Source organism: Micromonospora saelicesensis, assembly GCF_900091575.1.
Classification (GTDB): domain Bacteria; phylum Actinomycetota; class Actinomycetes; order Mycobacteriales; family Micromonosporaceae; genus Micromonospora; species Micromonospora saelicesensis.
Window position 1 is genome coordinate 985,836 of record NZ_FMCR01000003.1, and the last position, 12,618, is coordinate 998,453.

Consider the following 12,618-nt stretch of genomic DNA (forward strand, 5'->3'; position numbering starts at 1 on the left):
ATGATCGACCCAAAGGAATGGGAGGGGGCGGGGTTAGGGGAGGGGGAGGAGGAGGCAGGTGCTGGTGGCGTGGGCTATCAGGCGGTCGGTGGCGTCGGTGATGCGGGCCTCGGCCAGGGCCGTACGGCGGCCGCGTTGCAGCACCGTCCCCTCGCAGCGCAGGGTGCCGCTGTCGACGGTGACCGGGCGGAGGAACTTCACGTTGAGATCCAGCGAGGTGTAGCCGACGCCGGCGGGCAGGGTGGTGTGCACGGCGCATCCCGCGGCGGTGTCCAGCAGGGTCGAGAGCACACCACCGTGGACGCCGCCCAGCGGGTTGTAGTGAAACTCCTGTGGCGTCAGCTCGACGACGACCCGGCCCTCGTCGGCTTCCATCCGGGTCATGTCGAGAAGGTGCATCACCGGGGGCGCGGCCAGCTCGCCGGCGATCATCGCCCGGAGCATGTCCAGGCCGCTGCGTCGACCGACCTGGGCGGCGTTGACCGACGGGTCCGCCCAGGTGAAGGTACGGCTGCGCACTGGTTCCTGCGTCTGCGTCATGGACGCAGCCTGGCAGCAGGTTGCTGAGTCTGTCAACGAGATCTAGCCTGGTCGGATGCGACCCGCGGCTCTGGACTGGTCAGTGGAGAACTGCACCATCGCCCGCGCGATGGAGGTCCTCGGTGAGCGGTGGACCCTGGTGGTGCTCCGCGAGGTGTTCACCGGCGTACACCGCTTCGACGACATGCGGGTACGCACCGGCATTCCGCGCCAGGTGCTGACCAACCGGCTCGCCAGCCTTGTGGAACAGGGCGTGCTGAGTCGCGAGCCGTACCGGGAGCCCGGCAGTCGGCTGCGCCACGAGTACCGGCTCACGGAGAAGGGCCTGGATCTGTGGCCGGTGCTGGTCGCCGTCCTCGGTTGGGGCGACCGGTACCTCGCCGACGCTGAGGGCCCGCCGCTCAGTGTCACGCACCGCGACTGCGGCGCCGAGGTGCGCGCCGAACTGCGCTGCGCCGACGGGCACGACGTGGGTCGGCCCCGCGACGTGGTGCCCAGTCCGGGCCCCGGCGCCCGCCGCCGTGCCCCCTGACCCGATCTCGCCGCACCCCGCACGCCCGTTGCCCGCCGCACCCCCGCACCCCCGCACGCCCGTCGCCGTCGCCGTCGCCGTCGCCCGTCGCCGTCGCCCGTCGCCGTCGCCCGTCGCCCGTCGCCGTCGCCGTCGCCGTCGCCCGTCGCCGTCGCCGTCGCCCGTCGCCCGTCGCCCGTCGCCCGTCACGCGGCGCGCGGCATGCGGTGCCGTGCCGTCCTGGCGCGCGGTGCACCCGATGCCCGGCGCGGGAAGACATCGATGATTGTGCGCGCCGAATGGGACCGGATGTCGGTTGGGTGTGACGGTGGCTGTTCACCAGCGTGTCAGGGGTGTTGCGGCCATGTGGCCGACCGAGATCGGTAAATCCGGGCGAATTCAAGCCTTGTTAATGATCTTAAGTATGTGAATACTTCAGTCTCAGCCGGCCGGTTTCCCCAGATCGGCCGCGTTGCCCTCGGGTCAGCCGCCCCCGGCAGACCCGCTCCCCCGCCCAGGAGGTTTGTTACATGCGACCCACGAGGTCCTCATTCCGCGTTGCGGCCACAGTCGCCGTTTCCGGAACCCTGGTCGTCGGCTCGCTCATCGGCGCGCCCGCCCAGGCCGCTCCTGCCGCGTCCCCCGACGCCGCCGCCGCGATCTCCGCGGAACTCGGCGACCGCTCCGCCGGCTCGTACATCGACGCCAGCGGCAAATCCGTCGTCACGGTGACCGACGCGGCCGCCGCCAGCAAGGCGAGCAAGGCCGGCGCCGTCGTCCGCTACGTCACCCGCGGTGCCGCCGAGCTCAACCGGGCCACCGCCGAACTGGAGCGCTCCGCCAAGATCCCAGGCACCGCCTGGTGGAGTGACCCGGTCACCAACCAGGTCGTCGTCTCCGTCGACAGCACCGTCACCGGGGCCAAGCTGGAGCGGGTCAAGGCCGCCGCCGCGCGGGCCAACGGCGCGGTCCGGGTCGAGGCCGAGGCGGGCGTGCTGAGCACCCGGATCTCCGGCGGTCAGGCCATCTACGCCGGCGGGGGCGGGCGCTGCTCGCTCGGCTTCAACGTGCGCAGTGGCAGCACCTACTCCTTCGTGACGGCCGGGCACTGCACGAACATCTCGGCCAGCTGGTACTCGAACTCCGCCCAGACCTCGCTGCTCGGTACCCGTACCGGCACCAGCTTCCCGGGCAACGACTACGGCATCGTGCGGCACAACAACTCGGCCAACGCCGCCGGCAACGTCTCCCTCTACAACGGCAGCTTCCGGGACATCACCGGCGCCGGCAACGCCTCCGTCGGCCAGTCGGTGCAGCGCTCCGGCAGCACCACCGGCCTGCGCAGCGGCTCGGTGAACGCGACCAACGCCACGGTGAACTACGCCGAGGGCTCGGTCTCCGGTCTGATCCGCACCAACGTCTGCGCCGAGCCGGGCGACAGCGGCGGCTCGCTGTTCGCCGGCGGCACCGCCCTGGGTCTGACCTCCGGTGGTAGCGGCAACTGCCGCACCGGTGGCACGACCTACTTCCAGCCGGTCACCGAGGCGCTCAGCCGCTACGGCGTCAGCGTCTTCTGATCCACGCACCGCTCGCGGGCCGCCGGAACTCTCCGGCGGCCCGCGTCGCGTTGACAGCCACCGAACCCCGCCGACGCCGGGCGACGACTCACGGCAGCCGGTCGGGGCGCCCGGGGGTGGGCCCGCTGGGTGGTCCGAGGGGATCCGGGGGTACGACGCCGATGGTCGGCAGGTCCGGGCCGACGCGTACGGTGCCGCCGGTCGACCAGGCGAGGTGCGCCCGCCGGGCGGAGAGGACCGCCAGTAGCGGCCAGAGGGAGACCGCCACCGCCGTCACCCGCTCGGCCAGCCCGGTGCGGGACCCACTGGTCACCTCGAACGCGCACCAGCCGAAGAGCGCGAGCAGCACGAGCGTGGTGCTCAGCCCCACCGCCCGGCGGAACGCCCAGGGAGGCTCCGGTCGGGTGGGGTGCTCGGTGTCGTGGCCGCGCGGCAGCCGCAGTGCCGAGCCGGCCGGCCAGAGCACCAGGGCGAGGACGGCCACCGTCGCCGCGACGCCGTGGCTGAGCGAACCGCCGACCGGCGGCCGGGGGAAGGCGACCAGCGCGATGGTGGCCACGCCGCCGATCGCGAGCAGGAAGCGGCTGGGCAGCCCGGCCGCGTGCAGGACGGCGGCGACCGACAGGTAACAGCAGCCGAGCAGCACCAGGGCCACCACCATGATCCAGGCGTCCGTGGCGTCCTGTCCTGCCAGCTCGCTGATGGTGTCCCGGACCGGGTCGTACCCGACGGGTTGTCGGGCCTGCGCCACCGTCCAACCGGCCACCAGCAGCACGGGCGCCGCCGCCGCCGTGGCGACGGCCCAGTTCGGTACGGGCCGCATTTCGCCACGTTAACCGGCGCGGCTGCCGGGGGAGTCGGGTTCGCCGGTCCACCCCACCAGCGAATCGTGCCGGCCTGCCGGGTGCCCGGAGGCGGGGCTGCCACCCCTGACAGAATGCGGGTGAGGACTGTTCCACGATGAGGAGTTGCCAGCCGTGATCCGTACCCACAATGCCGGAAGCCTGCGCGCCGCGGACGCCGGCTCGACGGTGACGCTCGCCGGCTGGGTGGCCCGCCGCCGCGACCACGGCGGGGTCATCTTCGTCGACCTGCGCGACGGTTCCGGTGTTGTCCAGGTGGTGTTCCGCGAGGAAGATGCGCACGCGCTGCGCAACGAGTTCTGCGTGAAGGTCGTCGGCGAGGTGACCCGCCGCCCGGCCGGCAACGAGAACCCGGAGCTGCCCACCGGCGAGGTCGAGGTGACCGTCGTCGAGCTGGAGGTGCTCTCCGAGGCGGCGCCGCTGCCGCTGCCGGTGGACGACCAGATCGAGGCCGGCGACGACATCCGACTCCGGTACCGCTACCTGGACCTGCGCCGCAGCGGCCCGGCGAACGCGCTGCGGCTGCGCTCGCGTGCCAGCCAGCTCGCCCGGGGTGTGCTGCACGAGCGGGACTTCCTGGAGATCGAGACGCCGACGCTGACCCGCTCGACGCCGGAGGGTGCCCGCGACTTCCTGGTGCCGGTGCGGCTTCAGCCCGGCAGCTGGTACGCGCTGCCGCAGTCGCCGCAGCTGTTCAAGCAGCTGCTGATGGTCGGTGGCATGGAGCGGTACTACCAGATCGCCCGCTGCTACCGCGACGAGGACTTCCGCGCCGACCGGCAGCCGGAGTTCACCCAGCTCGACATCGAGATGTCGTTCGTCACCGAGGACGACGTGATCGACCTCGGCGAGGCGATCGTCTCGACGCTGTGGAAGGACCTGGCCGGGCACGAGATCACCCGACCGATCCCGCGGATCACCTGGCACGACGCGATGGCCCGGTACGGCTCGGACAAGCCGGACCTGCGCTACGGCGTCGAGCTGACGGAGCTGACCGAGTACCTGCGCGGCACCGAGTTCCGGGTCTTCGCCGGGGCGATCGACGCGGGCGGCTACGTCGGCGCGGTGGTGATGCCGGGAGGCGCGGCGCAGAGCCGCAAGGAGCTGGACGGCTGGCAGGACTGGGCGAAGGCGCGTGGCGCGCGCGGCCTGGCGTACGTGGTGCTGGACGCCGAGACCGGCGAGGCGCGCGGCCCGGTGGCGAAGAATCTCTCCGCCGAGCACCTGGGCGGGCTCGCCGACGCGGTCGGCGCCAAGCCGGGTGACGCGGTCTTCTTCGCCGCGAGCGCCACCACCCGGGAGGCGCAGGAGCTGCTCGGGGCGGCCCGCGTCGAGATCGCCAAGCGGTCCGGCCTGATCGACGAGAGTGCCTGGGCGTTCTGCTGGGTGGTCGACGCGCCGATGTTCGAGCGCACGGACGAGGGCGGTTGGACGGCCGTGCACCACCCGTTCACCTCGCCGAACGCGGAGTGGGTCGACCGGTTCGAGGAGGCTCCGGACCGGGCCCTGGCGTACGCGTACGACATCGTCTGCAACGGCAACGAGATCGGCGGCGGGTCGATCCGTATCCACCGGGGTGACGTGCAGAAGCGGGTCTTCGACCTGCTCGGCATCACTCCCGAGGAGGCGCAGGACAAGTTCGGCTTCCTGCTGGAGGCGTTCAAGTACGGCGCCCCGCCGCACGGCGGTATCGCCTTCGGCTGGGACCGGGTCTGCATGCTGCTCGCCGGTGCCGACTCCATCCGCGAGGTCATCGCCTTCCCGAAGACCCGGGGTGGCTTCGACCCGCTGACCAGTGCACCCACCCCGATCACCGCCCAGCAGCGCACCGAGGCCGGCATCGACGCCAAGCCCAAGCCCGCCGCAACGGCCCACACCGGAACGGCGGGCCCCGCAGCCCCGGTAGCAGACCCGGTCTGACCCCCCCGCTCCTGCTTGGTTGATCAAGAGGTTTGCGTCATCATCGCCCCGCGAGATGACGCAAACCTCTTGATCGTCAGTGGGGGAGTGGGCTGGGATGCGGGTGCTTGTTGTCGGGGGTAGTGGGTTACTCGGGCGGTCGGTCTGTCGGCGGGGCCTCGGGCTTGGTTGGTCGGTTGTCGGGACGTTCCACTCCGGTGAGATCGACGTGCCGGGGGTCGCGGCACGACGGCTGGACGTGACCGACCGGTCCGCCGTGCGCGCGCTGGTCGCCGAGGTACGGCCGGACGCCGTGGTCGGGACCCCCTATCGGTACGGCGACTGGGCGGTCACCGCCGACGGGGCAGCGCACGTGGCGCTCGCCGCCGCCGAGGTGGGTGCCCGGCTGGTGCACGTGTCCAGCGACGCGCTGCACGCCGGACGACCCGTGCCGTACGCCGACGACGAACCACCCACGCCGGTGCACGCGTACGGTGCCGCGAAGGCGGCGGCCGAGACCGCCGTACGGGCGATCGACCCGGGCGCGGCACTGGTGCGGACCTCCCTGATCGTGGGGGAGGGGAGTAAGCAGATCCAGCTCTGCCGGGACGCGCTCGCCGGCCGGGCCACCCTGTTCAGCGACGAACTGCGCTGCCCGATCGACGTCACTGACCTGGCCGACGCCGTGCTGGAACTGGTCGCCTCGACGTACGCCGGTGTGCTCAACGTGGCCGGCCCGGACGCGGTCAGCCGGGCCGAGCTGGGCCTGCTGGTCGCCGAGCGGTACGGCCTGGACGTGGCCGGGTTGAGGACCACCACCAGCGCGGCCACCGGTCTGGTCCGTCCTCTGGACGTACGCCTCGACTCCGCGCGCGCCGCTGCCCTGCTTCGCACCCGACTGCGCGGGGTACGCGAACTCCTCGCCAGCTGATCGGCACATGCACACTTCCTATGCATAACTCTTGTGCATAGGAAGTGTGCAGAGATAGTGTGCAGTCATGGAGAACCCCCCACCCGACGGCCGCACCGAGCCACGGCGCGTCGATCTGGACGGCCGGCAGGTTCGCGTGCTTGCCCACCCACTGCGGATGCGGCTGCTCGGCTCGCTGCGCATCGACGGTCCGGCGACCGCGACGGCCCTCGCCGAGAAATTGGGCACCAACACCGGCGCGACCAGCTACCACCTGCGGCAACTCGCCGAGGTGGGGCTCGTGGCCGAGGACCCCGACCGGGGCACCAGTCGGCAGCGCTGGTGGCAGGCCGCGCACGACATGAGTCACTTCGACCCCACCGACTTCGACGAAGACCCGGATACCCGCGCAGCCGTGCAGTGGATCCAAGCCGACCAGGTGCGGCTGATGGGTGAGCTGGCCGAGCGCTGGATGGCCGTCGAGCACCACCAGTCTCCGGCCTGGCGCGACGCCGCCGGGATGAGTGACCTGGTGCTGCCGCTCGACCCGGACCGGCTACGTGCTCTCAGCGACGACCTCTGGGAGGTGCTGATGCGCTATCGCGACGAAGCCGCGACCGATGCCCCGGACGTCAAACCCGTGCACGTGTTCCTGGCCGGCTTCCCGCGTCTGGACGAGCGCTGGTGAGCGCGCTGACCGTACGCCAGGTTCGGCGTCGTTACCTCACGCTCTACGGCCTGCGCTGGCTGCCCACGGGTCTGATGATCCCGGTGATGATCCTGCTGATGCAGGAGCGCGGCCTGTCGCTGCCGCAGATCGGCCTGGTCTCCACGGCGCAGGGGCTGCTGGTGCTGGCGCTGGAGTTGCCCACCGGCGGGCTCGCCGACGCCCTCGGTCGTCGACCGGTGCTGCTCGCCGCCGGGGTGCTGAACCTCGCCTCGCTGGCGCTGTTCGCGGTGGCCGATTCGTTCTGGCTGTTCTTCGTGGTCTGGGCTCTGCAGGGCGTCTACCGGGCGTTGGACAGCGGCCCGTTGGAGTCCTGGTACGTCGACGCCACCCTGGCCGCCGACCCGGAGGCCGAGTACGAGCGTGGTCTCGGCTACGCCGGCACCGTCGTCGGTGGGGCCATCGCTGGTGGCGCGCTGTTCAGCGGTGGTCTCATCGCGCTCGGCCCGATCGGTCCGGTCAGCGCGCTCACGGTGCCCGTGTTGGCCGCCATCGTCGCGCAGGCGGCGGCGCTCGTCGCGCTGGTCGTGCTGCTGGTCGAGGAGCGTCCGGCCACGGGGTTCGCGGCGCTGCGGGCCTCGGTGGTCCAGGCGCCCCGGATGATCGGCCAGGCCGTCGGCCTGCTGCGACATTCCCGGGTGCTGCTGGCGTTGGTGGCCGTCGAGCTGTTCTGGGGCTTCGGCATGGTCACCTTCGAGTCGCTGCTGCCGGTACGGCTCGCCGAGGTGATCGGCGACCCGGAACGCGCCGCGGCGCTGCTCGGGCCGGCGAACTCGGCCGCCTGGCTCGCCTCGGCCGCCGGCGCGGCACTGACCCCACTGCTGCTGCGCTGGTTCGGCGCCGCGCCGGGTGCGGCCCTGTTGCGCATCCTCCAGGGCGTGACGGTGGTCGGAATGGGGTTGTTCGCCGGGCCGGTCGGCGTGCTGGTGGCCTACCTGGCCTGCTACGCCGTGCACGGCGCGTCCAACCCGTTGCACAGTGGGCTGCTGCACCGGCAGGTCGATGGCCCGTACCGGACCAGCGTGCTCTCGCTGAACTCGATGATGGCGCAGCCGGCCGGCGCGCTCGGCGGGGTGGTGCTCACCGCGCTCGCCGCCGCCACCAGCGTCAGCACCGCGATGGTGGTCGGCGCTGTGGTGTTGGCCGTCGCCGCCCCGCTCTACCTGCCCGCCTGGCTGGCCGGGCGTCGGGCCGCCCCGGCCGTCGAGCCGACCGCGGTTCCGGTTGCCGCCGCCGACCGTTGAGAAGGGGGCCCCTTGTCCGCAAGGGGCCTCCTCTGCCGGTCAGGCGAGGCGGATCGAGCTGAGCGGGAGGGTGTTGGTGTAGCCGAGCCGACGGTAGAGCCGCCCCGCGGCGACATTGTGCGTGTAGACGCCGAGCCCGACCATGTCGTGGCGCGCCAGTAGCGCCCGGGTCATCCCCGCGGTCAGGGACGCGCCCAGCCCTCGACCTCGTTGGTCGGGGGCGACGGTCAGGCCGGCGAGGAAACCGATGTCACACTGGCTGCGGTCCGCGCCGCACGCCACCAACCGGTCGCCGGCCCGGATGCCGTACCAGTCGACCACCCGTGGGTCGCCCGGTCGGGAGGTGCTGCTGGGGAACGACTCCTCCACCAGCGCCGCCAGCGCCGGCTGGTCGGCATCGGTGAGGCGTACCACCGGCTGCTCGTCCGGCTGGGCCGGCGGCGCCGTGTCGGTCCAGTGGAAGTCCCAGTCGCTGTGCTCGGCCACCGCCAACCGGTCGACCAGCCGACCGCGATCGTGTCGAGGCAGGTGCAGCCGCTGTCCGGGCTGGAGCATTCCGTCGGCGGCGAGCGCGACACAGATCTCCAGCGCCGGTTCGGCCGGGCCGATCGCGCAGCCAGCCGGTCCGTACTCCGGCGGCACCAACCACAGCACCGCGCCATCACGCTGGTACGCGCGCACCGGCACGGCCCGCCCGAGCGCGTGCCGGGCGAACGGGTGGTGGCCGACGGCGGCCAGGATGGCGCTCCGGTCCTGGAGCACCCGGTCGTCGGTGATCATGCGGTCCAGCCTAGGAGCCGGGGGTCGACTGCCTCCGCCGGGCCCTCGCGACGTGGCCGTCTCCACGGTGGAGATTGGCGAGTCGACCGATTGGGTACATCACGCGCCGACCTACTGGGAACCCCCACCGGAGGACCGACATGCTCGCCATCCTGGCCGCGATTGTCTTCGGCTTCGCCCTGCTCATCGATTTGCTCAACACCAACTTCGGCGCACCCGACCTGTTCAACTGGAACACCCTCGTGCTCATCGGTCTGCTCCTGCTCTCGCTCTACCTGGCCGGCGTGGGCAGCGGCCCGCGCGGCGGTGGCGGCGGTGGCGGTGGCCGTTGGTACCGGGGCCGTCGCCCCGGGCGTGGCTGACCGGAACCGATCACCGGTGGCGGGCCCGCGGCGCGATTCCGGCGTCGTGGGCCCGGCCCGGTACTGTCTTCGTGATGGAGTCCGACGCCCTCTTCTCCCTCGGTGAACCCGCCGGGTCGCGCAGCGCGCCCGACGGTCCCGCCGGTGTCGACGGCTTCACCGCGGTGGCCGACGATTCGCCCCTGCCCGTCCGGATGCGCCCGGTGACCCTCGACGAGCTGGTCGGGCAGGAGCACCTGCTCGCTCCCGGCGCACCCCTGCGGCAACTGGTCTCCGGCGGGGCTCCGATGTCGGTGATCCTCTGGGGCCCGCCGGGCAGCGGCAAGACCACCATCGCGCACCTGGTGGCCGGGGCCACCGATCGCCGCTTCGTGGCCATGTCGGCGCTCTCCGCCGGTGTGAAGGACGTCCGGGCGGTGATCGAGGCGGCGCGCCGCCAGCGCCGTTCCGGCGGCCCGCAGACAGTGCTCTTCATCGACGAGGTGCACCGGTTCAGCAAGACCCAACAGGATTCGCTGCTCGCCGCCGTCGAGGACCGCACTGTCACCCTGCTGGCGGCCACCACCGAGAACCCGTACTTCTCGGTCATCTCACCGCTGCTGTCGCGGTGCGTGCTGCTCACCCTGCAACCGTTGGACGACGAAGCGGTGCGGGGCCTGCTGCGCCGCGCGGTCATCGACAAGCGTGGCCTGGACGGCGCACTGGCCCTGACCACCGAGGCCGAGGATCACCTGGTCCGGCTGGCCGCCGGTGACGTCCGTAAGGCACTCACCGCCCTGGAGGCGGCGGCGGCCTCCGCCACGGCCCTCGGCGGCGGGCGGATCGACCTCGCCACCGCCGAGCAGGCGGTCGACGTGGCGGCGGTGCGCTACGACCGCGACGGCGACGCCCACTACGACGTGGTCAGCGCCTTCATCAAGAGCATGCGCGGCTCGGACGTGGACGCGGCGGTGCACTGGCTGGCCCGCATGCTGGTCGCCGGTGAGGACGCCCGGTTCATCGCCCGTCGTCTGGTCATCTTCGCCAGCGAGGACGTCGGCATGGCCGATCCCAGTGCGCTGAGCGTGGCGACTGCCGCCGCCCACGCGGTCGAGTACGTCGGGTTGCCCGAAGCGCAGCTCAACCTCGCCCAGGCGGTGATCCACCTGGCCACCGCGCCCAAGTCGAACTCGGCCACCACCGCCATCGGCGCCGCCATCGCCGACGTCCGGGCCGGTCGCGGTGGCCCGGTGCCGCGAGGGCTGCGCGACGCGCACTACGCCGGCGCCCGAGGGTTGGGCCACGGGACCGGCTACCGCTACCCGCACGACGACCAGCGCGGCGTGGTCACCCAGCAGTACGTCCCGGACGACCTGGTGGGCACCGACTACTACCAGCCCAGCCCGCACGGCGCGGAGCGGTCGGTGGCCAGCCGGTTGCCGCTGCTGCGCCGGATCGTGCGTGGCCTGCCGGCTCCGGCCGCCCGCCCGCAGACGCCGACAGCCGAGCCGTCCGTAACGGCGCAGACCGCGCCAGCGCTATCCCCGGGGGCCGCCCGTCCGACGACGGGCACGGGTGCCCCGGGCACGATGCAGGACAGCGGCACCGACGCCGCAGGAGAGGGTCAACAGTGAGATCGCGTGGTGGGGACCGCCCGGACGAGGGCCCGGACGAGGGGCGCGATCCCCGCGCCAAGACCCGCCGTTGGGGTCGCGGCCGGCCGGCTGAGCCCGAGCCGGAGGAGCCGGTAGCCGGCGAGGAGTTCGGCTGGATCGACGACCTCCGCTCGGCCAAGCAGCAACGCACCGAGCTGGGCCCGGACGGCGCACCGGCGGAGCCGAACCGGCCCCGCGGTGGCACCCCGCAGGCAGACCCGGCCGGACCGCCGGCACAACCCATCCCGCGTACGCCGGGAGAGCCGGCCGGTGCGCGCGGCAGTGGGCCGGAGTCCTCGGCGCCGCCGGCCCCGCGCCAGAGTGAACCGAGCGGTGCCGCCGCCCGTCGGCCGGTCGACGGGCCCTGGCCCGGGGAGACACCGCCAGCGGGTCGTCGCCCGGACAACCGGCCACCCGCCGCCGGCCCCGCACCGGGACAGCCGCCGCGCCGCGGCGTGCAGCCGGTGCCCGGTGCCCGCGCTGCCGTACCACCGCCGCCACCCGCCGCTCGCCCGGGCGGGGGTGACCCGACCGGCCCGCAGGGGCCTCGTCCGGCATCCGACGCGTCCGGCGGCCCGGTCCGTTCGCGCGGTGCGGCAGCCCCTCCCGGCCCACCCGTGGGCCCGCCGGGCTCAGGCTCCCCGGCCGGTCGTCGCCCGGACGCCCCCGCCTCGCCGGCCCGTCGTCCGGACGCCGCTGTTGCGCCGGGCCGTCATCAGGACCCCGCCGCACCCGGCGGTCATCCCGATGCCATGCCGCCGCTGCGCCGTCCGGATGCCGGTCCGCCGGTCCGCCGACCCGGCCCGGAGCAACCGGTCGAACCCGGACGTGCCCGACCGCCCGCCGACGGCACGCCCGCCGGTCGCCGCGCCGCCGGCTCGGCACCCGACCCGGCGCGGGCCGGCGGAGCACCCGCCGCCCCCGGGCCGGCCCGGTTCGACGGCGCGCCGGCTGGCGTCGTGCCGCCGACCGCGGAGGGCCTGCGGCCCGACCCCGCCATCGACCGTGACCCGCGTACCGCCCGGCGACGTCCGGGCCCGGCCGACCCCGGTGCACCCGAGCCCGCCGGGCGCGCTTCCGAGGGTCCCCGTCCGACAGCCGGCGGGCGTCGCCGCGCCGCGGAACCCGACGAGCCGGTGGTGCCCCGCTCGGGTAACGCGCCACCCGTGCCCCGCTCGGGGAACGCGTCGTCGGTGCCCGAGGCGACCGGCGCGCACAGCGGCGCCCTGCCCACCACCGGCCCCGCCGACGGCACCGGTCGCCGCCGGGTCGTCTCCGGTGAACCGGAACGCCGAACGCCGCCCGGCGGCGAACCCCGCCTGGACCGGCCGGACCGCCCGGAGCGGCCCGCGGACTGGCTCCGCCAGGCCGGCCGCCTGCCACACACCGACCCCGGCCTGCCGGTGGTCAACCGCCGAGACGGCAGTCCACCGGCCGGGGGGCGCCGTCCGGCGTCGCCCACCGGGCCCGGAGACCTCACCGACCAGGCGTCCGGTCGGCTCGCCGTGCCCGACCCGGCAGCGGAACGCACCGCCGCCCGTCGGCCCGTCGGCCCGCCGGTCGACCCGGGC

General features: G+C 73.6%; 10 protein-coding genes and 1 pseudogene. 8 read left to right on the top strand and 3 right to left on the bottom strand.

What is annotated here, in order from left to right:
- Nucleotides 1-33 precede the first annotated feature (33 nt).
- Nucleotides 34-540 (bottom strand): PaaI family thioesterase, encoded by a 507-nt coding sequence (locus tag GA0070561_RS17530; protein WP_091401838.1) that lies wholly within the window; start codon nucleotides 538-540, stop codon nucleotides 34-36.
- Between the two features lie 55 nt (nucleotides 541-595).
- Between GA0070561_RS17530 and GA0070561_RS17535 the strand changes: the two genes are divergently transcribed.
- Nucleotides 596-1,072: a winged helix-turn-helix transcriptional regulator gene (locus tag GA0070561_RS17535; protein ID WP_091401840.1), complete on the top strand. Its 477-nt coding sequence runs from the start codon at nucleotides 596-598 to the stop codon at nucleotides 1,070-1,072.
- A 509-nt stretch (nucleotides 1,073-1,581) separates the two neighbouring features.
- Nucleotides 1,582-2,628, top strand: a complete 1,047-nt coding sequence (locus GA0070561_RS17540) for a S1 family peptidase (RefSeq protein WP_091401842.1) — start codon at nucleotides 1,582-1,584, stop codon at nucleotides 2,626-2,628.
- 88 nt (nucleotides 2,629-2,716) lie between these two features.
- On the opposite strand, the gene GA0070561_RS17545 is transcribed toward GA0070561_RS17540, so the two are convergent.
- Nucleotides 2,717-3,451, bottom strand: a complete 735-nt coding sequence (locus GA0070561_RS17545; RefSeq protein ID WP_091401843.1) for a DUF998 domain-containing protein — start codon at nucleotides 3,449-3,451, stop codon at nucleotides 2,717-2,719.
- 154 nt (nucleotides 3,452-3,605) lie between these two features.
- Between GA0070561_RS17545 and aspS the strand changes: the two genes are divergently transcribed.
- The 4 genes and pseudogenes from aspS (at nucleotide 3,606) to GA0070561_RS17565 (ending at nucleotide 8,353) form a co-directional block, all read left to right on the top strand.
- The gene (gene aspS, locus GA0070561_RS17550; RefSeq protein WP_091401845.1) at nucleotides 3,606-5,411 is read left to right on the top strand and encodes an aspartate--tRNA ligase; all 1,806 of its coding nucleotides are present in this window, start codon (nucleotides 3,606-3,608) and stop codon (nucleotides 5,409-5,411) included.
- Nucleotides 5,412-5,508: 97 nt separating this feature from the next.
- Nucleotides 5,509-6,321: an SDR family oxidoreductase gene (locus GA0070561_RS17555; protein WP_091401847.1), complete on the top strand. Its 813-nt coding sequence runs from the start codon at nucleotides 5,509-5,511 to the stop codon at nucleotides 6,319-6,321.
- Nucleotides 6,322-6,388: 67 nt separating this feature from the next.
- A complete protein-coding gene (locus GA0070561_RS17560; RefSeq protein ID WP_091401848.1) occupies nucleotides 6,389-6,988 on the top strand; it encodes a winged helix-turn-helix domain-containing protein in 600 nt (199 codons plus the stop codon).
- Nucleotides 6,982-8,353, top strand: a pseudogene (locus GA0070561_RS17565) (MFS transporter). Before GA0070561_RS17560 ends, GA0070561_RS17565 begins: the two are co-directional and overlap by 7 nt.
- On the opposite strand, the gene GA0070561_RS17570 reads toward GA0070561_RS17565, so the two are convergent.
- Nucleotides 8,311-9,051 carry a GNAT family N-acetyltransferase gene (locus GA0070561_RS17570; protein ID WP_091401852.1) on the bottom strand — a complete coding sequence of 247 codons (741 nt, stop codon included), beginning with the start codon at nucleotides 9,049-9,051 and terminating at the stop codon, nucleotides 8,311-8,313. The pseudogene GA0070561_RS17565 and the gene GA0070561_RS17570 overlap by 43 nt on opposite strands.
- A gap of 140 nt (nucleotides 9,052-9,191) precedes the next feature.
- On the opposite strand from GA0070561_RS17570, the gene GA0070561_RS17575 reads away from it, so the two are divergent.
- Together GA0070561_RS17575 and GA0070561_RS17580 are read left to right on the top strand one after the other, a co-directional pair.
- On the top strand, nucleotides 9,192-9,413 hold the full coding sequence (locus GA0070561_RS17575) for a hypothetical protein (RefSeq protein ID WP_091401854.1): 222 nt from the start codon (nucleotides 9,192-9,194) through the stop codon (nucleotides 9,411-9,413).
- 74 nt (nucleotides 9,414-9,487) lie between these two features.
- Nucleotides 9,488-11,026 (top strand): replication-associated recombination protein A, encoded by a 1,539-nt coding sequence (locus tag GA0070561_RS17580; protein WP_091401855.1) that lies wholly within the window; start codon nucleotides 9,488-9,490, stop codon nucleotides 11,024-11,026.
- The last annotated feature ends 1,592 nt before the right edge of the window (nucleotides 11,027-12,618 follow it).